We start from the raw sequence: 22,229 nt of genomic DNA, 5'->3' as shown, positions 1-22,229 counted from the left end.
GCGTTACAGTTCTGCCGTGACCACGGTACCCCCCAGCCCGCTCCAGCCCGCCTACGACCTGGTGGTCGTCGGATCGGGCGGAGGCGCCCTGACCGCCGCCGCCCTGGCCGCCCGCGCCGGGCTGTCGACGGTGGTGCTCGAGCGGACGCCGCTGATCGGCGGGACGTCGGCGTACTCCGGCGGTGCCTGCTGGCTGCCCGGAAGCGCGGTGCAGCAGCGCGCGGGACTGCCGGACTCGACCGAGGGCGCCCGGTCCTACCTCGCCGCCGTGCTCGACAACCCCGACCTCGAGCGCGTCGAGGCGTTCCTCCGCCACGCACCCGAGCTGGTCGCGACGCTCGAGGACGACGTGCTGATGGACTTCGAGTGGATCCCGTTCGCGGAGTACTACGACGCCCCCGGCCGGGTGCCGATGGGCCGCTCGATCCAGCCGGTCTCGATCCGGCGGGACGAGCTCGACCCCGCGGTCACGGCACTGGTCCGGCCGCCGGTCGAGCGCGACCGGGTCGGCGGCACGGGGAGGTCGACGCTGTCCGGCGGGCAGGCCCTGATCGGCCGGCTGGCTGCGATGGTCGTCCGGGACGGCGGCACCGTCGCGACCGACCACCACGTCGTCGCCGTACGACGGGACGCGGACGGCCGCGTCACCGGCGTGGTCGCGGACACGCCGACCGGCACCGTCGAGGTCGCCGCCCGTCGTGGGGTGGTCGTCGCCGCCGGCGGCTACGAGGGCAGCCCGGAGCTCCGCTCGCTGCACGGGACGCCCGGCCGGGCCGAGTGGACGATGGCGCCCCGCGGCACCAACACCGGCGACGTCATCGAGGCGTGCGCGAAGGTCGGCGCCGCCACCGACTACTCCGGGCAGGGGTGGTTCTGCCCGGGCCTCGCCCACCCCGACGGGAGCGGCACCTTCACCCTCGGCTTCCGCGGCGGCCTCATGGTCGACCAGACCGGCCGGCGGTATGCCAACGAGTGCCTGCCCTACGACCGGTTCGGCCGGATCATGGCGGACGCTCCGGAACGGATCCCGTCCTGGTTCGTCTTCGACGACCGCGAGGGCGGCCGGCTCCCGGCGATCGCGATGCCCGAGGGAGATCCCGCCGAGCACCTCGCGGCCGGGACCTGGGTGACCGCCGGGACGATCGCGGACCTCGCGCAGGCGATCGGCGTCGAGACGGCGGTGCTCACCGCCACGGTCGACCGGTTCAACGGGTTCGCCGAGTCGGGCGTGGACGAGGACTTCGGGCGCGGCGCGGACGAGTACGACACGTTCTTCGCGGGCGGCCAGGGCCCCAACAAGGCGCTCACGCCGATCGACCGGCCGCCGTACTTCGCCGCGCGGTTCGTGCTCTCCGACCTCGGCACCAAGGGCGGCCTGGTCACCGACCCCGCCGGCCGCGTGCTCGACGCGGGCACCGGGGACCCGATCCCCGGCCTCTACGCGACGAGCAACTCGGTGGCGTCGGTGTTCGGCGCCGCCTACCCGGCACCCGGTGCACCGCTCGGAGCGGCAATGGTCTTCGCCTCGCTCGCGGTGCGCGACCTGCTCGACTGACGCGACGAGCCGACGGGATCAGGCCTCGACCGTCTCCAACCGGTCGAGCACCGTCCGGCAGATGGCGTGCAGCTCACGGACCTGGGTCCGGCTGAGCCCGTCGAAGAAGACCTCGCGGACGAGGGCCGCGTGCCCCGGCGCTGCGGCACGGATGGCCGCGAGCCCCTCGTCGGTGATCTCGACGAAGGCACCCCGCCGGTCGTCGTCGCAGTCGCGTCGGGCCACCAGGCCGCGCGCCACCATCCGGGCGAGGTGCTTCGAGAGCCGGCTCTTCTCCCACTCCAGCTTCACGCCGAGGTCCCGCATCCGCACGCTCGGCTCGGACACCTCGGTCAGCGCGACCAGCACGTCGTAGTCCTGGAGCGACAGCCCGTTGGCGGCCTGCAGCTCGCGGCTGAGCCGCGCGAAGAGCTGCGTGTTGACCTCGAGCCAGGCGCGCCAGGCCTGCTGCTGTTCGTCGTCGAGCCAGGGTTCGGTCACGCCACCATTCTAGTGGGCTTGGTTGACGTATCCACTATGCCCGGCCCTGCTGCTGCGCCAGTCTGACGATGGCGATTGGGCCGCGGCCGACCGGGTATCAGGCCCAACAAGCCGGTCCCTAGAGAGAACAGCGGCAAGGGATCGGTGAGGTCCCGCCGCTTGGTTCCCTCCTGGGCGTGGGCCGGGCGGCCCCGGCGGCGGCGCCCCTAACGTTGGCGCCGGGGTCGTCACTCGAAGGGCCATACTCCAGCGGGCCTCGGCCCGAGGTCGTCACTGCCAGACCCGGACCCAGTCGACGGCCATCATGTTCCGGGTGGGGGTCTCCGCAGTCGGCGCGTTCCACAGACCGCCCCAGGCCTGGCTCATCACCACGTTGAACGGCTGGTCGAACGGCTGCGACCCGAGCAGCGGCAGCAGCGGGTTCGCTGCGTGCGAGTACGTGAGCTGGCCGTCGTAGTAGAACCGCATCTCGGTCGGGGTCCACTCGAGCGCGTAGGTGTGGAACCTGCTCACGTTGGCGAAGCCGGCATCGTGACCGGTGTTGACGTCGTTCAGTCCGTCGACGTAGTGGACGGAGGGGTAGACCTTGTCCGGCAGCGCGCTGAACCACTCCGCGACGTCGATCTCACCCGAGAGCGGCCACGGACCGTAGGTGTGCTTGTTCGGGTAGAGCCACAGCGTGGAGTGAGATCCTCCGACGCGGGTGACGGGCATCCGCGCCCGGAACTCGAAGCGACCGTAGGCCTGGTTGAACCGTCCCCGGGTCGTCACGGCCGCGGCGGCCAGGTCGGTGCGGAAGTCGCCCAGCGGGCTCTCGCACGGCACGCTCGTCCGGAGCCGCCGAGCGGTCAGCCGCAGTCGGCCGTCGATCACCCTGACGGTCCACGGCTTACGGACGAAGCAGCCCGTGTGGCCGTTGGTGATACCGCTGAACGCGGTCTCGGCCACCATCCACTTGGTGGTGTCGAGCTCGGTGCCCTCGAAGTTGTCGACGAAGGTGCACTCCCACGCGGTGCCGTCCTCCTTGACCAGCCGGGGACCGCATGCATCCGGCTCCATCGAGACCGAGGAGGCGACCGGAGCCGCCTCCGCGGCGGGGCCGAGGACCGAGATCGCACCGCCGGCGACGGCACAGGCGAACAGGACGATAAGACGAATGAACCGCATGGCGCGGACTCTCCTGGGGGAAGTTTGAAACGAACCAACTGACTTCTTCAAAGGTAAAGAGAAGCCGGGGTCGTTCCATCAGGAGGTCGGCCGCGCCTAGATGGTCTAAACGGACTAGACCGGGCAGCGAAAGGTGGTCGCGGGGTAGGCGGCAATGCGGTTTCGTGATTCAGGCCCCGGGAGTCGTCGAAGGCAGGTCTTGGTCGTTCTCGGAAGATCGTTCGGACATAAGGCCTAACGTCGGCCGAATGTCGGTTCTCTTCGGCGCCTTTGTCTTTGACCGAGGACCCGTCGCTCAACGATCAGCGGCCGGGGTCGGGTTTATGCCCCGGGCCTCTAGACCTTGGGCGGCGTCGCCTGTCCCCCAGACCAACGACGCCGCCCCCAGCCAAACGCCGCCCCACCTGGCCGTAGCCAGATGGGGCGGGTTTTCGCGGATGCGCCTTACGCGGTCGTGTGGTTGCGCTGACCGCGGTTGACGTCGTCGTGGTTGTCGTCGTAGAAGTCGCGGCTGCCGGACTTGGCCAGGCCACGGCTGATCATGTAGCCGATGGTCAGGAGCGTGATGAACCACCACGCCTCCTGGGTGCCGAAGTCGGTGCTGTCGGCCACGGCGGACGCGATCAGCACACCGATCACCGCGAGGATGTAGACGGCAAGCTCGGACGTCTTGAAGGACGCCTTCGTCTCGGTGCTGACCCGGCGGCCGGTCGTGGTCGTGGCGGCCGTTCCGTACTGCTGGGACGGGCTGGAGGTAGCCATGGTTGTGTTCCTTGCTTCTGTCACACGGTGCCTCAGCTGGTTCTGAACTGAGAGCGTCGTGGCTCTCCAATACCCGCGGTGACGACGGCTATCCTCGAATAGGCCCGGGTCGAGACGTGACCCGCCCCACTCGGGTGAGCCGGGTTGGGGGCGCTCAACGGCAGCAGTCCCCTCGATCTCGACCCATTTCCCGTCATCGGTTCGGGTCCTCGCGAGCGCCGTAAATGACGATGCGATATCGGCCTTCAGCGCCAGCGTTCCGTCGTCCTTCTTTGCGTTCCTGACTGCCACTGACCAGCCCTCTGTGCCAATCTTCGTTGGTCTTGTGGATCACGCGGAGCTTGCGGATTTACCTGCCGCTCAGGTTGTACAGAACCTGACGCTTCGTGTTCACGCTTCCGCTCCGACCTGGCTGCAGCAATGGCGACAGGAACGACGAAACCCGGCCCTCTCGGACCGGGTTTAACGCCGAGCCGCCTGTCGGAATCGAACCGACGACCTGCTCATTACGAGTGAGCCGCTCTACCGACTGAGCTAAGGCGGCGTGCTGCCGGGGCAGCAACCTGCGGAAGCATACCGGCGGGCCGACGCCGTCACGAAACCGACAGGACGGCCGCGCTCAGCACTCCTTGCCGTCGGCCGGGGCGGTGCCCTCGATGAGGTAGGCGTGGACGGCGTCGTCGATGCAGTCGTTGCCGCGGTTGTAGGCCGTGTGGCCGTCGCCCTCGCGGCTCAGCAGGACGCCGGAGTCGAGCTGCTCGGCCATCGCGACGGCCTCGTGGTAGGGCGTGGCCGGGTCGCGGGTGGTGCCGATGACGACGATCGGCGCCGCGCCCGAACCGTCGATCTCGATCTCGGGCTCGCTGGTCTCGAACGGGGTGCCGTGGCAGGTCACCAGGCTCCAGGCGAAGACCCGGCCGAAGGTCGGCGAGGCGTCCTCGAACTCGTCGAAGTAGTCGGGGACCTCCTCGGCCGAGACCGACCACGGATCGTCGAGGCAGTTGATGACGCTGATCGCCTCGAGGCTGTTGTCGACGTACTCGCCACCCTCGCGCGAGCCGTAGAAGTCCGAGAGCAGCAGCAGCGTGCTGCCGTCCCCGTCGAGCGCCTCCTCGAGCCCGAGATCGAGGTAGGGCCAGTTGTCCTCGGAGTAGAGCGGCGTCACCAGGCCGTAGAAGGCGTTGCCGATGGTGAGGTCGCGCTCCTGGTCGGTCGGCAGCGGCTCGTCGTCGATGTCGGCCAGCAGGTCGCTGATGGTGGTGAGTCCCTCGTCGACCGAGCTGCCGAGGAAGCAGTCGCCGCTGTCGACGCAGTTCTCCAGGTAGGCACGCAGCGCGGTCTCGAAGCCCTCGGCCTGGCTGAGCGATCCCTCGAGGGTCGGCAGGCTCGGGTCGACGGCGCCGTCGAGCACGAACCGGCCGACGTTGTCGGGGAACAGCTCGGCGTACGTCGCACCGAGGCGGGTGCCGTAGGAGAACCCGAAGTAGGGCAGCTTCCGCTCCCCCAGCACCGCACGGAGCACGTCCATGTCGCGAGCGACCTCGATCGTGCTCACGTGGGAGGCGAGGTCGCCGGACTTCTGCTCGCACCCCGTCCAGAACTCCTCCTGGTTCTCGACCACCTCCTCGACCTCACCGCTGTCGTCGGGGTCGGGGTCGGCGGCGATGTAGGCGTCGAGGTCGCTGTCGGTGAGGCAGTCGACCGGGCTCGAGTCGCCGGTGCCGCGCGGGTCGAAACCGACGATGTCGTAGCGCTGGCGCAGCTCGTCGGCGAAGTAGGAGTCAGCGTCCTCGGCCACCGACGTGCCGGGCGCTCCCGGGCCGCCGGGGTTGACCACGAGCGACCCGATCCGGTCGCCGGTCGCCGGCGCCATCTCCAGCGCGACCTCGATCGTCTCGCCCGCCGGGTCGGCGTAGTCGAGCGGGACCTCCAGCACGCCGCACTGGTTCGGCCCGCACGACTCCCAGGCGATCTGCTGGCCGTAGAACGACTCCAGGCCGTCGGGCACGGACCCGCCCGTGGTCGGCGGGGACGACGGGGACGACTCGGTCTGCGACGGCGTCGGGTCACGGTCGGCGTCGTTGTCCGAGTCGTCGTCGCCCGACAGCAGCACGATGCCGACAGTGACGCCAGCGGTGATCACGAGCACCCAGATCACGACGACGGCGATGATCAGCTTCTTCACGACTCTCCTCAGCTCCGGTCGGCACCGGACAGCACGTCGGTCGTGCGAAGCGCGACCATCATCGACTCCAACGCGAGAGGAACAGGCACGTTGAACTCCAGCATCTGTTCCCTCGCCTCGAAGATCCAACCGATCCGCTGCAAATTCAACCCGGGGGACGAGGTCTCCACGATCCGCTCGATGTCCGGCCGGATGTCCTCGTTGACCAGCTCGCCGGGCGCGCCCGTGGCCAGGGCGATGGCGTCCCGGTAGACCGAGACCAGGTCGACCAGACCGCGGTCGACGACGTCGAGCTGGCGCCGCTTCGCGCGGGTCTTCTGCGCCTGCTCAAGGTCGCGCAGCGCGGGTGCGTACTCCTTCGGCCGGCGGCCGCGCTCCACCACGCCGTAGGCCGAGTCGAGGTCGGCCTTCTCCCGGGCGTCGAGCTGGGCGGTGATCTCGTCGGCCTCCGCCTTGGCGACCTCGGCGAGCCGGCTGGCCGAGGCGAGGCACGCCTTCAGGGTGGTGAGCCGGGCGGGCATGGAGACGACGTCCTGGCGACGCGCCCGCACCGCGTCGTCGAACGCCAGGGCGCGGGCACGGCCGATGTGGCCCTGGCTCGCACGGGCGGCGTACGACGCGCGCTCGGCGTCGCACCCCAGCGACTGCAGGAAGCCGGAGACGTCGGTGGCGGTCGGCGTGCTGAGGGAGACCAGCCGGCAGCGCGACCGGATCGTCGGCAAGACGTCCTCGACCGTGGGGGTGCAGAGCATCCACACGGTGCGGGCGTTGGGCTCCTCGATCGCCTTGAGCAGGGCGTTGCAGGCCTGCTCGGTGAGACGGTCGGCGTCCTCGACGATGAGGATCTGCCAGCGCCTGCCCATCGGCGTCAGGGACGCCCGCCGGACCAGGTCGCGGACCTCCTTCACACCGATGGTCAGCTTCTCGGTGCGGACGAGGGCGACGTCGGCGTGGCTGCCGGCGAGCACCGTGTGGCAGTCGTGGCAGCCGTCCGGGCAGTCGGAGCCGAGGCCCGCGTGCTCGCACTGCAGCGCCGCCGCGAACGCGACCGCGGTGTTGGACCGGCCCGATCCGGGCGGGCCGGTGAACAGCCAGGCATGGCTCATCCCCTGCCCGGCGACCGCCGTCTGCAGCTGCCCGATGACCGTGCGCTGGCCGACGAGGGTGTCCCACACCGTCATGCGGACCTCCGCTCCGCCTGCACGAGCAGCGGCGCGACGCGCTCGCGGATGGCGGTGGCGATCTCGTCGACGGGAGCCCGCGCGTCCAGGACGAGGTAGTGGTCGGGGTTGGCGGCAGCGAGATCGAGGAACGCCTGCCGCACCCGCTGGTGGAACTGCAGCGACTCGCCCTCGATGCGGTCCCGCTCGCTGAAGCGGCCGAGGCCCGCCTCCGGCTCGAGGTCGAGCACCACGGTCAGGTGGGGACGCAGGTCGCCGGTCGCCCACCGGGCGACCTGCTCCAACTCGGCCAGGTCGAGCGAGTCACGGCCGGCGCCCTGGTAGGCGAGCGCGGAGTCGACGTAGCGGTCGGTGATGACCACCTCGCCGCGCGCCAGCGCCGGCAGCACGACGGTCGCGACGTGCTCGGCCTTGTCGGCGGCGTAGAGCAGCGCCTCGGTGCGGTCGTCGAGGTCGCCGGTCTCGGGGCTGAGCACGATCCGGCGCACCTCCTTGCCGACCACGGTGTCACCGGGCTCGAAGGTGAGGCGCACGTCGTAGCCCTGCGCGACCAGCGCGTCGCGGAGCAACCGCGACTGCGTCGACTTGCCCGATCCCTCGCCGCCCTCGAGGCAGACGAACACACCGGTGTCGCTGTAGCGGCCGGGCCACGAGGAGCTCACGGGAGCAACCTAGACGACCGGCCCGACGCCGGAGGTCTCGAGGCTCGACCGCGGGCGGCCTCGCACCTCGGCGACCGGCTCACTTCTTCTTGGCGGTCGTCTTCTTCGCCGTCTTCTTCGCAGTCTTCTTGGCCGTGCTCTTCTTGGCCGGGGCCTTCTTCGCGCCCTTCTTGGCCGTCTTCTTCGCCGGGCCCTTCGCCCGCCGCTCGGCGAGCAGCTCGGCAGCCCGCTCGAGGGTGATCGCCTCGACCGAGTCGTCCTTGCGGAGGGTGGCGTTGAACTCGCCGTCGGTGACGTACTCGCCGAAACGGCCGGCCTTCACCACGATCGGCTGCCCGGAGACCGGATCGTTGCCGAGCTCCTTGAGCGGCGGCGCCGCGGCCGCCCGCCCGCGCTGCTTGGGCTGGGCGTAGATCGCCAGCGCCTCGTCGAGCGTGATGGTGAAGAGCTGGTCCTCGGACTGCAGCGAGCGGGAGTCGGTGCCCTTCTTGAGGTAGGGGCCGTAGCGGCCGTTCTGGGCGGTGATCTCCTCACCGTCCTCGGCCGTGCCGACGATCCGCGGCAGCGACAGCAGCTTCACCGCGTCGGCCAGGGTGACGGTGTCGAGCGACATCGACTTGAAGAGCGAGCTGGTGCGCGGCTTCGCCTGCCCCTTCTTCCCACTCCGCGGAGCGTCCTCGGGGAGCTCCTCGGTGACGTAGGGACCGAACCGGCCGTTCTTGGCGACGACCCGCAGCCCGGTCTCGGGGTGGTTGCCGAGGTCGATCTCCTCGCCCGCCGGGTTGGCCAGCAGCTCCTTGGCCTTGGCCAGGGTCAGCTCGTCCGGCGGCAGGTCGTCGGGCACGTTCGCGCGCTGAGACACGAAGGACCCGTCGTCGTCGGGGCCCGCAGTGGTCTCCAAGTAGGGGCCGTACTTGCCGACCCGCAGGGCGATCCCGTCCTCCGGCGATCCGACCGGGAACGTCGCCAGCTCCTTGGCGTCGATGTCGCCCAGCCCGTCGACGAGCGGCTTGAGACCGGCGAGCTTCTCGGACCCGTAGTAGAACTCGCTGAGCTCGGTGACCCGGTCCTTCTCGCCGCGGGCGACGTCGTCGAGGACGGTCTCCATCAGCGCGGTGAAGTCGTAGTCGATCAGCCGCGTGAAGTGCTCCTCGAGCAGCCGGACCACGGAGAACGCGATCCACGCCGGCACCAGCGCGGTGCCCTTCTTGTAGACGTAGCCGCGGTTGAGGATGGTGCCGATGATCGAGGCGTACGTCGACGGCCGGCCGATCTGCCGGTCCTCGAGCTCCTTGATCAAGGTGGCCTCGGTGTAGCGGGACGGCGGCTTCGTCTCGTGGCCGTTGGCGCTCAGGGACGCGGCCGAGACCGGGTCGCCCTCGGACAGCGCCGGGAGGCGGGTCTCCTGGTCGTCCTTGGCGGCACCCTCGTCGGTGCCCTCGACGTAGGCCTTGAGGAAGCCGTGGAACGTGATCACCCGGCCGGACGCGGAGAACACGACGTCCGCGCCGGTCGCGGCCCGGCCGCCGATCCGCACCGAGACGGACTGGCCGACCGCGTCCTTCATCTGGGAGGCGACGGTGCGCATCCAGATCAGCTCGTAGAGGCGGAACTGGTCGCCGGTCAGCCCGGTCTGGGCGGGGGTGCGAAACGACTCGCCCGCCGGCCGGATCGCCTCGTGCGCCTCCTGGGCGTTCTTGACCTTGCTGGTGTAGGTCCGCGGTGAGTCCGGGAGGTACTCGGCGCCGTACAGCTCCCGCACCTGCGACCGCGCCGCGCCGATCGCGCTGCCCGAGAGCGTGGTCGAGTCGGTGCGCATGTAGGTGATGAAGCCGTTCTCGTAGAGCCGCTGCGCGACCGACATGGTCACGCTGGCGCTCATGCCGAGCTTGCGGCTCGCCTCCTGCTGGAGGGTGGTGGTGCGGAACGGCGGGTAGGGCGACCGCTTGTAGGGCTTGGCCTCGACCGAGCGGACGTCGTACGACGTCTCGGCGAGCGCCGACACCAGCGACTCGGCGCGGGTCCGGTCGAGGTGGACGACGTCGGCGCGCCCCTTCAGCTGTCCGTCCGGCCCGAAGTTGGAGCCGGACGCGACCCGGGTGCCGTCGAGGGAGTAGAGCTTGGCGGGGAACATCCGCGGACCGGAGTCGGCGCCGGCGACTCCACTGTCGAAGGTGCCCTCGAGGTCCCAGTACGACGCGACCCGGAACGCCATCCGCTCCTTCTCGCGGTCGACCACCAGGCGCGTCGCCACCGACTGGACGCGGCCTGCGGACAGGCCGGACATCACCTTGCGCCACAGGACGGGAGAGACCTCGTAGCCGTAGAGGCGGTCGAGGATGCGGCGGGTCTCCTGCGCCTCGACCAGGTCCATGTCGAGGTCGCGCGGGTTGGCGGCCGCCTCCTGGATGGCGGACTTGGTGATCTCGTGGAAGACCATCCGCTTCACCGGGATGTTCTTCGGCTTCAGCTCGTCGAGCAGGTGCCAGGCGATCGCCTCGCCCTCGCGGTCCTCATCGGTGGCGAGGTAGAGCTCGTCGGCGTCCTTGAGGAGACTCTTGAGCTTGCTGATGTGGCTCTTCTTGTCCCGCGGGACGACGTAGTAGGGCGTGAAGTCGTGCTCGACGTCGATCGCCAGCCGCCCCCACGGCTTGTCCTTGATCTTCGCGGGGGTGTCGGCGGCGTTGTTGGGCAGGTCGCGGATGTGACCGATGGAGGACTCGACGACGTAGCCGTCGCCGAGGTACCCGCCGATCGTGCGGGCCTTGGCCGGTGACTCGACGATCACCAACTTGTGTGGCACTCGGGACCTACTTCACAACGCAGACAGGGATTCTGGACAGCGGACGCCCACCGCAAGGGGGCTCACGGCCCAAGACGGTAGCGCGTCGTGTCCAGTCCGCCACTCTCCGCGGGTCCCGGTGGACCGGGCGAGGCTCCCGTCAGCCCACCCTCAGTCTGCCCTGATCTGGCCGACCGCGGCCTCCTGCTGGTCGATCAGCGCCTGGTCGCCGATGGGCACGACGGTGATGTAGAGACCGAAGGTCTCCGCGTCGCCCATGTCGACCACGATCACCTGGGCGACGTCGCCCTCGACCGTGAGGTCGGGGTTGTCGACCCGGAGCTCGGCTGTGATCTGGTAGGCCTCGTTGCCGTCGATCGTGATCTCGCCGGAGCTGAGGTCCTCGCGCCCGGTGAAGAACGCGTAGAGGTCGGTCGACTGCGCCATGCAGCTCATCACCACCTCCGCGGCCTGCTCCGGGTCGGTGAACCCGTTGCCCTTGCTGAGACCGCCGACGCCGTAGATCGACACCCACCCGGACTGGTCGGTCTGCTCGATCACCTTCTGCAGCGGCGTGAAGTCGTCGGCGAAGGTGAACTGCTCGGCGTAGGAGATGTCGGCCGTGTAGCCGTCCGGGATCGGGATGCTCAAGCCGCCCCCGGTGACCCGCTGCGCACCGGCGGGGGGCTCGTTCGAGGGCTGCGGCCGGCCGCCGGCGCACTGCTGCTCGGTGGTCTCGACGCCCGTGGAGGCGGACTCGGTGGGGCTCGTCCCGGTCGTATCGGTCGGGTCGGTGGACCCCGTTGGCTCCGTCGGCTCGGTCGTGGCGCTGTCGGTCGCGCTGGGCTGCTCACTCGCGTCCGCGTCGCTGTCGTCGTCGTCGGTGAACGCGCGGTAGCCGAAGAACCCTCCGACGCTGAGGCCGACCAGCGCGAGCACCGCGGCGACGACGAGCAGGATCGTCAGGGCCGAGCCGCGGGAGCTGCCGGCCGGGGAGGGCGGGTAGCCCGCACCGAAGGCCTGGGGTTGCGGCGGGAGCTGGCCGTACGGCGACGGCGGCGTCGGCCCGCCGGAGAACACGGTCTGCGGCTGCTGGGACGGCGGTGCGGCCGGCGGGGGCGGTGGTGGCGGCGGCCCTCCCGCAGCAGCGGGCGGGGGCGCGTAGGGGTTGCTGGTCGTCTCCTGGCTCCACGAGGAACCGTCCCAGTAGCGGAAGGTCTGGGGCTGACCAGCGGGGTCGGGGTACCAGCCGGCTTGGGTCACGGCGCCAAGTCTGCACCAGGCGGCCGCAGCCTGCCGACGGGCCGATCGGGGTCAGGCGGCGCAGAGCACCGTGGCGAAGCGCCCGGAGCTGGTCCTGGTGGAGATCACCCGTCCGTCGAGGGTCGCGGTGCAGGTCACCGAGCCCGACGCCACCTGACCGATGACGCCGGCGAGCGGTTCGTGCCCGCGCACGGTCTCCGCCGCTCTCCACGACCCGTTGGCGGTGACCGTGCCGTCGCGGTAGGTCGCTCCGGTGCGGAAGGCGTACTTGACCCCGACGGGCGTCCCCTGGGCGGAGGTCACGGTGAGCACGGCACGGTGCGCCCCACCGGGAACGAATGCGCCCTGGTCAGGGGCCCCTGCCAGCCAGCTCGGGGGGTCCTCCTGTCCTTTCGAGCCGGCCTTGTCGCGGCGCTTCTTGTCGTGACGCCTGCGCTGGTCGTCCCGGTCGGTCCCGCGCTCCGTCGGTCGATCGGTGGCGATCGTCGAGGAGTCGCCGTCGGGGCCGTCCCGCTGCGAGACGACCAGTAGCCCTACGACGACGAGCACGACCACCGCGACCGCCCCCAGCGCCCAGTACGCCTTGCGGCGAGAGTTGCGGTAGTGGTGGCGGTAGGGCACGCAATGGCCAACGACGTACCCTGCCTGCCGCTATCCGCCGTGGACGGCCAGATAGCCCTCGCGGACGAGCGAGACGACCTCGGGCAGGTAGCGGTCCCGCGTCGCAGCCGGGTCGAGGTCGAGCAGCTGGGCGACCGCGTCGAGGATCGCTCCCACCGGCAGGTCGCCGTCACAGGCGCCGGCGACGGCGGCAGTCACGGTGTCGACCTGCCGCGCGCGGCGCAGGCCCCGCTGCTGGCGCAGGAGGATCGTGGCGGGATCCTCGGCGCCGACCGCGCCGACCGTCTCCTGCTGGACGTCGGGCCTGACGACCAGGGTGGTGCCCGGGTCGACCCGGTCGGCGGCGGCGCGCGCCCACTCGGCGATCGCGGGGGCGATGGGCTGCTCGACGTCGTACGGCCAGTCGAGGAGGTCGGTGCTGCCGCCGCCGGTCCGGTGCAGGTTGATCCAGCCGAAGCCGATTGCGCTGACGCCCTGCTCCTCGAGCCACCCGAGCCAGGTGTCGTAGCGCCGCGTGTAGTCCGCCGCCGTCCCGGTCCCCGTCGACGGGTGGTGGCCGGAGTCCTTGAGCCACAGCTCGACGTACGCCGCCGGGTCGATCACCTCGCGCTGCACCACGAGCGCGTCGCAGTCGCCGGGGAGCCACTCGGCCAGCCGCTCGTCCCACGGCTGGTCGGCGAGGATCGCCCAGTTCGCCAGCACCTGGCACCAGCCGCCGTCGGTGAGGTGATCGGGAGCGGTGCGCACGATGTGCTCGACGACGCCGTCGCCGGGCAGCCCGGAGTCCCGGTAGACCAACCGCTCCCCCGTCGCGGGCGAGATCACGAACGGCGGGTTCGTGCTGATCAGGTCGAAGCGCTCGCCGGCGACCGGCTCGAAGAACGAGCCTTCGCGGACGTCGACGCGCCCGCCGACCTCGTTGAGCTCGGCGTTGAAGCGGGCGAGGTCGAGCGCGCGCCGGTTGACGTCGGTCGCCACTACCCGGTCCGCGTGGCCGGCGAGGTGGACCGCCTGCACGCCGCAGCCGGTGCCGAGGTCGAGGGCCGAGCCGACGTCGTGCCGCAGGGTGAGCTGGGCGAGGGAGGTCGAGGCCGGGCTGATGCCGAGCACGTAGTCGGCCGTCACCTGCTGCGGCGCCCCGTCCAGACCGGGTGTCAGGTCGCTGACGATCCAGAGGTCGGTGCCGGACTCCCCTGAGCCTGTCGAAGGGACATCGGACCCGTAGGGCCGGCAGTCCAGCCGGGCGGCCACCTCTCCGACGGACTGCGCGAGCATGCCCTCGGCGGCGAGGCGCTCGACCAGTCCCGGTAGCGCCTGCTCGGCGTCGCCGAAGGGCACCGGCCGCTGCAGGAGGAAGAGCCGGACCAGCGTCGCGAGGGGTCCTGCCTGCGCCGTACGGCGGAGGGCGGGCGTGGTCTCGTTGCGGGACAGCGCCGCGTGCGCCTCGGCGCCGAGCAGGTCGGCGACCGCGTCGTAGGTGTAGTCGGCGGCGATCAGCGCGTCGCGGAACGGGCCCGCGAGCGCGACGGAGGCAGGCGTCACCGGGCCACCGTAGTGGCCCACTCAGCCGGCGGTCAGCCGACCTGGATCCTCGGCGACCTGACCGCGAAGCAGCGGGCGCCGAGGGTCCACTTGGAGTCGACCTGGGCGTAGTACTTGCCCGCCCGGGCGCGCCGGGACAGCCCCAGGGCGTACTTGCCGGCGCTGTCGGTCCGCACCGTGCCCAGGTCGCGGTCGGGCCCGCTGACGGACCTGAAGACGGTGACGCTCCGCCGGGGCACGCACTGGTCGTAGTCGGCACGGACGACGCCCTTGAACGTCTTGCGCCGCGCGACGTACCGCAGGGTCGCGCTCGTCGTCGACTGCGCGACGCACCCGTTGGCCAGCGCGCCGTACTGCTCCGGGCACTGGTCGTCCAACGCGCCCACGCCGTCGCCGTCGGGGTCGGGTCCGCGCGGGGTCGGGTCGCAGGCGTTGCCCGGACCGTCGTTGTCGTCGTCGGCCTGGCTCGGGTTGGGGACCGCCGGGCAGTTGTCGACGCCGTTGACGACACCGTCGCCGTCGTTGTCGGTCGGCCGCAGGTCGATCGGGTCGGTCACCAGGGTGTTCCACGCCGGCGCGGCAGCTCCGAACTGGCCGGCGCCGAGGACGTCGGCCTTCGGGCTGAGGCCCAGGAAGCCGCCCGCATCCAGCTTCGCGCCGGCTTCGCTCGTCGCGCCGATCACCATCCGGACCGCTCCGCCGAGGTCGATCCCGGCGGCGGCGAGGTCGGTGCGGGCCATCGCCCAGGCGACGAACCCTCCGCTGGTGCCGCCGGCGTAGTTGACGGCGTTGAGCGCGGTCGCCGGCACGGACGAGACCTGGGTGCCGGCGGTCTTGACGCCGGCGTCGGCTCCACCGTTCCAGTAGGTGATGGTGTCGGTGGCATCGCTGTAGCGCACCGCCCGCTCCCAGCCCGCCTGGTCGCCGTTGGTGTCGATCTGGAGGACGTAACCCCCGGCGCCGTTGCCGGGCAGAGCGGCCACGTGGAAGCGCACGTAGACGTGGTCGAGGTCGGCCGACATGAACACCGTCGCCGGGTCGACCGGAAGGCCGGTGGGCGGATCCACGGTGGCGTCGACGGGAGTCAGGTCGAGGTGGGTCACGGAGTAGTCGCCGCCGGCGTCGCTCATCGGCGCCGTCCTGCCGTCGGCCGTCTTCAGCACCGGTGACCAGTGGTCGCTGCCCGGTCCCGGCAGGACCGGGTCCGCGGCGTGCGCGGTCGGCGCGGCGAGCACGCACAGCCCGCTCGCCACCAGCGTCGTCGCAGCTACCAGTCCGAGCGTCCGGACGCTCCCCCTGCGTGTCTTCATCACTCCACCGTCTCCCGATGCCCCACGCCTGGCCGTCCGCCGGCGCCCCTCCGGCGGATCGTAGGGCACCCGCCGGGTCCGCACGGGGGAATGGCCAGACCGCCCCGGATGTGAGAACCGGCCCGGCCTCCGTGAGGAGACCGGGCCGGTTCGGTGTCGGTGGAGCCGTGGTCAGGAAGCCTCGACCGGGCGCGCCGGGGTGTCGATGTCGTCGCCCAGCTGGGACTGGCGCTGCTTCGACACGTACACCGCGATCGCGATCCCGGACGCCGCGGCGACCGCGATCAGGATCCGCACCACGTCGTTCTCGTCCTCGCCGTACGACAGGCTGACGATCGCGCCGACGATGAGCAGCGAGACCAGGTTCATCACCTTGAGCAGCGGGTTGATCGCCGGGCCGGCGGTGTCCTTGAACGGGTCGCCCACCGTGTCACCGGTGACCGTCGCGGCATGCGCCTCGGAGCCCTTGCCACCGTAGTGGCCGTCCTCGACCAGCTTCTTCGCGTTGTCCCAGGCGCCACCGGAGTTGGCCAGGAACACCGCCATCAGCGTGCCGCTCGCGATCGCGCCCACCAGGAAGCCCGCCAGCGGGCCGACGCCGAGGCCGAAGCCGACGGCGACCGGAGCCAGGATGGCGAGGATGCCCGGGGTGGCCAGCTCGCGGAGCGAGTCGCGGGTCACGATGTCGACGACCTTGCCGTACTCCGGCCGGCCGGTGCCCTCCATGATCCCGGGGATCTCGCGGAACTGGCGCCGTACCTCGAAGACCACCGCACCGGCCGCACGGCCGACCGCGTTGATCGCGAGCCCGGAGAACAGGAACACCACGCCCGCGCCGAGCAGCGCGCCGACGATGAGCTTGGCGTCGTAGACCAGGAACTCGCTGAGCAGGTCGAGCGACCCTTCGTCACCGACCTCCTCGAACGCGCTCTGGGTGTACGACGCGAACAGCGCGCTCGCGGCGAGCACGGCGGTCGCGATCGCGATGCCCTTGGTGATCGCCTTGGTGGTGTTGCCGACCGCGTCGAGCTCGGTGAGGATCTGCGCGCCCTCGGGACTCACGTCGCCGGACATCTCGGCGATGCCCTGCGCGTTGTCGGAGACCGGACCGAAGGTGTCCATGGCGACGATGACGCCGACGGTCGTGAGCAGGCCGCAGCCGGCGAGAGCAACCGCGAACAGCGCCAGGCCGGTGGCGCCGCCTGCCAGCAGGGCGGCACCGTAGACGGCCGCGCCGATGACGATGGCGGTGTAGACGGCCGACTCGAAGCCGACCGAGAGGCCGGAGAGGATCACCGTGGCGTGGCCGGTGAGGGATGTCTGGGCGACGTCCTTGACCGGCCGGTGGTCGGTGCCGGTGAAGTAGCCGGTCAGCGCGAGGATCGCGGCGGCGAGCACGATGCCGATGACGACGGCGCCGGCGGCGAAGACCGGCGGAGCCAGGTCGGCCTCCATGCCGGTCCCGAGCTCGCTCCACTCGCCCGGGAGGTAGACGAACGCGGCGATCGCGCTGGCGACGGCACCGAAGGCCGCCGACATGTAGAACGCGCGGTTGATCGTCTTCAGGCCGTTCTCACCGGCGCGGGGCTTGGTGAGGTAGACACCGGCGATCGCCGAGAGGGCGCCGATCGCGGGGACGATCAGCGGGAAGACGAGGCCCTTGTCACCGAAGGCCTGCGAGCCGAGGATCAGCGCCGCGACCAGGGTGACGGCGTACGACTCGAACAGGTCGGCCGCCATGCCGGCGCAGTCGCCGACGTTGTCGCCGACGTTGTCGGCGATCGTGGCCGCGTTGCGCGGGTCGTCCTCGGGGATGTTGTGCTCGACCTTGCCGACCAGGTCGGCACCCACGTCGGCAGCCTTGGTGAAGATGCCGCCGCCGACCCGCATGAACATGGCGAGCAGCGCCGCGCCGAAGCCGAAGCCCTCGAGCACGTGCGGCGCCTCGTCCTGGAACGCCAGCACGACGACGCTGGCGCCCAGCAGGCCGAGGCCCACCGTCGCCATGCCGACGAACGCGCCGGTGCGGAAGCCGATGTTCATGGCCGGGTCGCGTCCCAGCTCGTTGGCTGCCGCCGCGACGCGCAGGTTGGCGCGCACCGCGAGCGACATGCCCAGGTAGCCGATGGCGCCGGAGAACCCGGCGCCGACCAGGAAGAAGACGGAGCGGAAGATCCGTACGGTGGCGTCGTCGGCCGGCAGCGCCATCAGCGCGAAGAAGGCGATCGCCGCGAAGACCGCGAGCGTCCGGAACTGGCGGGTCAGGTAAGCGTTGGCGCCTTCCTGGACGGCCTGCGCGATGCGGCGCATGTTCTCGGTGCCTTCGCCGGCGGCGAGCACCTGCTGGCGGAAGATGGCGGCCATCGCGAGCGAGCCGAGCGCGATCACCGCCACCAGCGAAACCAGCACGAAGTCACCGCCATCGACCTCAACGACAGCGGGAAGGATCCCGGGCATGCGTTTCCTCCAAGGGGGGATTCAGGGGTGGGTCCGAGGACCCACGTCAGGGAACGCGCCGGAGTCTACGCACGGTGTGTTCCAGGACACACCACCGGTGTGATGCGAGTCACTCGGGGACTTTGCGCCCCCGGCGGACCTACGCCAGTGCGGCGTCGGCGGACTCGTGGATGGTGAAGACCTTGGCGAGGCCGGTGATCCGGAAGATCTTGAGGAGCCGGTCCTGGTTGCAGATCAGGTGGAGCGAGCCGTCGTGGGCGCGGACCTTCTTGAGGCCGCCCACGAGCACACCGAGACCGGTGGAGTCGAGGAACTCGACCTGCTCCATGTCGATGATGATGTCGTAGGTGCCGGCGGCGACCAGCTCGGTGATGGTGTCACGCAGCTTGGGCGCGGTGTAGACGTCGATCTCGCCACCCACGGCAACGACGGTGCGCCCACCGACCTCGCGCGTTGTAAGTGTCAGGTCCACGTGCCACCCCAGTGAATTCGGTGTTTCTCGACGAAACCCGACCCGAGCGGGAGGCCCCAGGGCGGGTTTACCAGCGGTGATATCAAACCACGACCGACCCAACGGCGCACGAGCGCGCGGCGTTGACCGCCTCTCGAGCACATGTCGGCGACCTGACCGCCGGTTCTCTCCCACTTGTCGGGCCACTTGTCGGGCCACTTGTCGGGCCACTTGTCGGGCCACTTGTCGGCGATCTGCCGGCGATCTGCCGGCGATCTGCCGGCGATCTGTCGGCACCGGCGAGGACAATGGCAGGCATGACCGCTTCGCCGACCGTCGCGCGCCCGGGCTCCGCGCCCGGTGTCGACCCGGTGGCGCTCCTCGAGCGGCTGGCTGCCGGGTCCACCCGCGCCGATCGGCTCACCCATCTCGAGCGGCTCCCGGCGCGGCCGGCGGTCGTCGAGGAGTGGCCGGCGTGGGCGGACGAGTCGGTCGTGGCGTCGTACTCCGACCGCGGGGTGATCCGGCCGTGGCGCCACCAGGTCCGCGCCGCCGAGCACGCCCACGACGGGCAGCACGTGGTCGTGGCGACCGGCACGGCGTCGGGCAAGTCGCTGGCCTACCTGCTGCCCGCCCTGACCGCGATCCGCGCGGGTCGGGGGCCGCGCGGCCAGCGCGGGTCGAGCACCCTCTACCTGGCGCCCACGAAGGCGCTCGCCCAGGACCAGCGGGCGTCCATCGACGCCCTCGGGCTGGACGTCCGGGTCGCGACCCACGACGGCGACAGCTCGCACGAGCAGCGCGACTGGACCCGCGACCACGGGGAGTACGTCCTCACCAACCCCGACATGCTGCACCGCTCGCTGCTTCCCGCCCACGACCGGTGGGCGCGGTTCTTCGGATGCGTCGACTACGTCGTCGTCGACGAGTGCCACCACTACCGCGGGGTCTTCGGCGCCCACGTCGCCCAGGTGCTGCGGCGGCTCCGGCGGGTGTGCGCTGCCCACGGCTCCTCGCCGACGTTCGTGCTCGCGTCCGCCACCGTGGCGGAGCCGGAGGTCGCGGCGCGACGGCTGACCGGGCTCGACGTGGTCGCCGTCGCCGACGACGACTCGCCGCGCGGCGAGGTGGCGGTCGGTCTGTGGGAGCCGCCGCTGACGTCGTACTCCGGGGAGCAGGGCGCCCCCGTCCGGCGCCCCGCCACCGCTGAGACCGCCGACCTGTTGGCCGACCTCGTCGTCGAGGGCGTGCGGACCCTCGCGTTCGTCCGCTCGCGGCGTGGCGTGGAGCAGGTCGCCCAGCGGGCCTCCGACCTCCTCGCCGAGGTCGACCCGGCTCTTGCCGGCCGCGTCGACTCCTACCGCGGCGGCTACCTCCCGGAGGAGCGGCGAGCGCTCGAGGACGACCTGCGCAGCGGTCGGCTGCTCGGGATGGCCGCCACCAACGCGCTCGAGCTCGGCATCGACGTCAGCGGGCTCGACGCGGTGCTGGTGACGGGCTACCCCGGGACCCGTGCGGCCTTCTGGCAGCAGGTGGGCCGGGCCGGGCGGACCGGTGGCGGCGCACTCGGCATGCTGATCGCACGGGACGACCCGCTCGACACCTACCTCGTGCACCACCCGGAGGCCCTGCTCGGCCGCCCGGTCGAGGGCACGGTGTTCGACCCCGACAACCCCTACGTCCTCGGGCCGCACCTGTGCGCCGCGGCGCAGGAACTGCCGATCACCCTGGCCGACCTCCCGCTCTTCGGCCCGACCGCGCGCGGCCTGCTCGACGAGCTGGTCCAGGCCGGACTGCTGCGCCGCCGCCCCCACGGGTGGTTCTGGACCGACCGGCGACGGGCGGCCGACCTCGCCGACATCCGCTCCACCGGCGGCGCCCAGGTGCAGCTCGTCGAGGCGGTGACCGGCCGCGTGGTCGGCACGGTCGACGGCGCCCGCGCCCACACGACCGCCCACACCGGCGCGATCTACCTCCACCGCGGCGAGACCTGGCAGGTCGACCACCTCGACCTCGAGGGACACGTCGCCGAGATCCGGCGGACCGACGTCGACTACACCACCACCGCCCGCGACGTCGCCGACATCGTGATCGTCGAGGAGCGCGCCCACGAGAGGTGGGGACGGTGCCGGGTGTCGTTCGGGTCGGTCGACGTGAGCAACCAGGTGACGTCGTACCTCCGCCGGCGCAGCCGCACGGGTGAGGTGATCGACGAGACGCCGCTCGACCTGCCGGTCCGGACGCTGCGCACCAGCGCCGTGTGGTGGACCGTGCCCGACGACGTGCTCGTCGAGGCCGGGCTCGACCGGCTCGACCTGCCCGGCGCGGCCCACGCCGCCGAGCACTGCTCGATCGGGCTGCTGCCGCTGTTCGCGACCTGTGACCGCTGGGACATCGGCGGCGTGTCGACCGCCCGTCACCCCGACACCGGCGTGCTGACGGTCTTCGTCCACGACGGCCACCCCGGCGGGGCGGGCTTCGCCGAGCGGGGCTACGCCACGGCGCGCGACTGGCTGTCCGCGACCCGGGCGACGATCGCCGCCTGTGAGTGCGTCAGCGGCTGCCCGTCGTGCATCCAGTCCCCGAAGTGCGGCAACGGCAACGACCCGCTCGACAAGGAAGGTGCCGTGCTGCTTCTCGACGCGCTGCTCGCGTCCTAACCTGCACTGATGGACGGGACGGTCGACGCGGGCGGTGTGCTGAGGGCCAACCGGGTCCTCTACGAGGCCGGCGAGTACCACGGCGTCTCGGCAGCACTCCTGCCCGCCGCCACCCAGCTCGTCGCGGCGGCAGAAGTGCAACCGGGGCAGCGCGTCCTCGACGTCGGCGCCGGCGACGGCTCGGTGGCAGCGCTGTGTCGAGACCGTGGCGCGGACGTGGTCGCGTGCGACCTGTCGCCCGTCCAGATGGTGCGCGCGGTGGCACGGTGCCCGGGGATGCCGGCCGTCGCAGGCGACGCCGGCCGGATGCCGTTCGCGGACGCGTCGTTCGACGCGGTCCTCTCGAGCTTCGGCGCGGTGATCGCGCCGGACCCGGAAACCACAGCGGCGGAGCTGTTCCGGGTGTGCCGTCCCGGCGGCCTCGTCGTGCTCACCGCGTGGCCGCCCGACAGCTTCATGGGCGAGCTCAACGCGGCGGTGCGGGCGGCCGCGCCCGACCCCGCTGCATTTCCCGACCAGGAGCTCGACTGGGGCGTCCCGGAGACGGCGAGTGCGCGTTGCGCGCCGTACGCCGACGAGGTGACGACCGAGCGTCGGTCGTTCGTCTGGGATCCCGCCGCTCGGAGCGCGGCCGGCGCCGCCGACTGCGCCGCGCGCTACCTCGGGTCGCTGCTCGCGGGGGTGGACATCGGTGCCGAGCGCACCCGGATCGCCGTCCGGCACCAGGGGCCCGACGGCCTGGTCGCCGAGTTCCTGCTGGTCACAGCGCGGAAGTCGCGCTCGTAGTCGCGGCCCGTCCGAGGCATTAATGTCCTCACCATGGTGATCCTCGGTCTGATCCTCGTCGGCGTCGGAGCCGTGCTCGTCGTGCTCGGGCTCTTCACCTCCGACGTGAAGTTCGAGGACAACCAGGGGTCGGTCGAGTTCGCGAACATCGAGCTGACGACCGAGGCGTTGTTCCTGGTGGGGGTTGCTGCTGCTGCCCTGATCCTGGTCGGCCTCTGGGCGATCAAGCTCGGCGCCAAGCAGGGGTGGAGGCACCGCAAGGAGCAGAGGCGCCTCACCGAGCTCTCGGAGAAGCTCGACCGGGTCGAGGCGGAGCGGCGCGCCGAGTCGGACGCGGACGACAAGAAGTAGACCTGGGCGGCGGC

Annotated in this window: 17 protein-coding genes and 1 tRNA gene; 4 read left to right on the top strand and 14 right to left on the bottom strand. The window is 71.3% G+C overall.

All coding sequences use genetic code 11. From position 1 onward, the window contains the following. The first annotated feature begins 16 nt into the window (after positions 1 to 16). Positions 17 to 1,555 carry an FAD-dependent oxidoreductase gene (locus F0U47_RS04675; protein WP_149749182.1) on the top strand — a complete coding sequence of 513 codons (1,539 nt, stop codon included), beginning with the start codon at positions 17 to 19 and terminating at the stop codon, positions 1,553 to 1,555. 18 nt (positions 1,556 to 1,573) lie between these two features. On the opposite strand, the gene F0U47_RS04670 is transcribed toward F0U47_RS04675, so the two are convergent. The 14 genes from F0U47_RS04670 to F0U47_RS04605 all read right to left on the bottom strand — a co-directional run bounded on the left by F0U47_RS04670 (position 1,574) and on the right by F0U47_RS04605 (position 18,439). After that, positions 1,574 to 2,035, bottom strand: coding sequence for a MarR family winged helix-turn-helix transcriptional regulator (locus F0U47_RS04670; protein ID WP_149749181.1), 462 nt, complete (start codon positions 2,033 to 2,035; stop codon positions 1,574 to 1,576). A gap of 270 nt (positions 2,036 to 2,305) precedes the next feature. Then, complete coding sequence (locus tag F0U47_RS04665; protein ID WP_149749180.1) at positions 2,306 to 3,202, bottom strand: glycoside hydrolase family 16 protein; 897 nt, start codon at positions 3,200 to 3,202, stop codon at positions 2,306 to 2,308. Between the two features lie 444 nt (positions 3,203 to 3,646). Continuing rightward, positions 3,647 to 3,964, bottom strand: coding sequence for a hypothetical protein (locus F0U47_RS04660; protein WP_149749179.1), 318 nt, complete (start codon positions 3,962 to 3,964; stop codon positions 3,647 to 3,649). Between the two features lie 471 nt (positions 3,965 to 4,435). After that, positions 4,436 to 4,508 (bottom strand) — tRNA-Thr (locus F0U47_RS04655). A gap of 75 nt (positions 4,509 to 4,583) precedes the next feature. After that, positions 4,584 to 6,149, bottom strand: a complete 1,566-nt coding sequence (locus F0U47_RS04650) for an alpha/beta hydrolase (protein WP_246159448.1) — start codon at positions 6,147 to 6,149, stop codon at positions 4,584 to 4,586. Between the two features lie 8 nt (positions 6,150 to 6,157). After that, on the bottom strand, positions 6,158 to 7,330 hold the full coding sequence (locus F0U47_RS04645; protein ID WP_149749178.1) for a DNA polymerase III subunit delta': 1,173 nt from the start codon (positions 7,328 to 7,330) through the stop codon (positions 6,158 to 6,160). Further along, the gene (tmk, locus tag F0U47_RS04640; RefSeq protein ID WP_149749177.1) at positions 7,327 to 7,992 is read right to left on the bottom strand and encodes a dTMP kinase; all 666 of its coding nucleotides are present in this window, start codon (positions 7,990 to 7,992) and stop codon (positions 7,327 to 7,329) included. The genes F0U47_RS04645 and tmk overlap by 4 nt, the downstream gene beginning before the upstream one ends. 79 nt (positions 7,993 to 8,071) lie before the next feature. Beyond that, the gene (gene topA, locus F0U47_RS04635; RefSeq protein ID WP_149749176.1) at positions 8,072 to 10,795 is read right to left on the bottom strand and encodes a type I DNA topoisomerase; all 2,724 of its coding nucleotides are present in this window, start codon (positions 10,793 to 10,795) and stop codon (positions 8,072 to 8,074) included. A 150-nt stretch (positions 10,796 to 10,945) separates the two neighbouring features. Further along, positions 10,946 to 12,037, bottom strand: a complete 1,092-nt coding sequence (locus F0U47_RS04630) for a DUF2510 domain-containing protein (protein ID WP_149749175.1) — start codon at positions 12,035 to 12,037, stop codon at positions 10,946 to 10,948. Positions 12,038 to 12,088: 51 nt separating this feature from the next. Continuing rightward, on the bottom strand, positions 12,089 to 12,658 hold the full coding sequence (locus F0U47_RS04625; RefSeq protein WP_149749174.1) for a hypothetical protein: 570 nt from the start codon (positions 12,656 to 12,658) through the stop codon (positions 12,089 to 12,091). A gap of 30 nt (positions 12,659 to 12,688) precedes the next feature. After that, positions 12,689 to 14,200: a DUF7059 domain-containing protein gene (locus F0U47_RS04620; RefSeq protein ID WP_149749173.1), complete on the bottom strand. Its 1,512-nt coding sequence runs from the start codon at positions 14,198 to 14,200 to the stop codon at positions 12,689 to 12,691. A gap of 32 nt (positions 14,201 to 14,232) precedes the next feature. After that, positions 14,233 to 15,510, bottom strand: a complete 1,278-nt coding sequence (locus tag F0U47_RS22585; RefSeq protein WP_149749172.1) for a thrombospondin type 3 repeat-containing protein — start codon at positions 15,508 to 15,510, stop codon at positions 14,233 to 14,235. A gap of 171 nt (positions 15,511 to 15,681) precedes the next feature. Further along, entirely contained in the window at positions 15,682 to 17,967 is a 2,286-nt protein-coding gene (locus tag F0U47_RS04610; RefSeq protein ID WP_149749171.1) for a sodium-translocating pyrophosphatase, read from the bottom strand. Between the two features lie 139 nt (positions 17,968 to 18,106). Next, entirely contained in the window at positions 18,107 to 18,439 is a 333-nt protein-coding gene (locus F0U47_RS04605; protein ID WP_149749170.1) for an STAS domain-containing protein, read from the bottom strand. A 296-nt stretch (positions 18,440 to 18,735) separates the two neighbouring features. On the opposite strand from F0U47_RS04605, the gene F0U47_RS04600 reads away from it, so the two are divergent. The 3 genes from F0U47_RS04600 to F0U47_RS04590 are packed head-to-tail and all read left to right on the top strand — an operon-like array spanning position 18,736 to position 22,215. Next, complete coding sequence (locus F0U47_RS04600) at positions 18,736 to 21,078, top strand: DEAD/DEAH box helicase (protein WP_149749169.1); 2,343 nt, start codon at positions 18,736 to 18,738, stop codon at positions 21,076 to 21,078. A 9-nt stretch (positions 21,079 to 21,087) separates the two neighbouring features. After that, a complete protein-coding gene (locus F0U47_RS04595; protein ID WP_149749168.1) occupies positions 21,088 to 21,864 on the top strand; it encodes a class I SAM-dependent methyltransferase in 777 nt (258 codons plus the stop codon). Positions 21,865 to 21,897: 33 nt separating this feature from the next. Beyond that, a complete protein-coding gene (locus tag F0U47_RS04590) occupies positions 21,898 to 22,215 on the top strand; it encodes a hypothetical protein (RefSeq protein ID WP_149749167.1) in 318 nt (105 codons plus the stop codon). The last annotated feature ends 14 nt before the right edge of the window (positions 22,216 to 22,229 follow it).

The organism is Nocardioides antri (assembly GCF_008373765.1).
In the GTDB taxonomy this organism is placed as follows: domain Bacteria; phylum Actinomycetota; class Actinomycetes; order Propionibacteriales; family Nocardioidaceae; genus Nocardioides; species Nocardioides antri.
The sequence above is the reverse complement of the archived record's forward strand: the minus strand, read 5'-3'. Positions and strand labels throughout refer to the sequence as shown.

What these genes read in the sequence shown, in the direction of transcription:
- F0U47_RS04665 (WP_149749180.1), bottom strand. Translation starts at nt 3,202, where the DNA reads ATGCGGTTCATTCGTCTTATCGTCCTGTTCGCCTGTGCCGTCGCCGGC.
- F0U47_RS04660 (WP_149749179.1), bottom strand. Translation starts at nt 3,964, where the DNA reads ATGGCTACCTCCAGCCCGTCCCAGCAGTACGGAACGGCCGCCACGACC.
- F0U47_RS04645 (WP_149749178.1), bottom strand. Translation starts at nt 7,330, where the DNA reads ATGACGGTGTGGGACACCCTCGTCGGCCAGCGCACGGTCATCGGGCAG.
- F0U47_RS22585 (WP_149749172.1), bottom strand. Translation starts at nt 15,510, where the DNA reads ATGAAGACACGCAGGGGGAGCGTCCGGACGCTCGGACTGGTAGCTGCG.
- F0U47_RS04610 (WP_149749171.1), bottom strand. Translation starts at nt 17,967, where the DNA reads ATGCCCGGGATCCTTCCCGCTGTCGTTGAGGTCGATGGCGGTGACTTC.
- F0U47_RS04600 (WP_149749169.1), top strand. Translation starts at nt 18,736, where the DNA reads ATGACCGCTTCGCCGACCGTCGCGCGCCCGGGCTCCGCGCCCGGTGTC.
- F0U47_RS04595 (WP_149749168.1), top strand. Translation starts at nt 21,088, where the DNA reads ATGGACGGGACGGTCGACGCGGGCGGTGTGCTGAGGGCCAACCGGGTC.
- F0U47_RS04590 (WP_149749167.1), top strand. Translation starts at nt 21,898, where the DNA reads ATGGTGATCCTCGGTCTGATCCTCGTCGGCGTCGGAGCCGTGCTCGTC.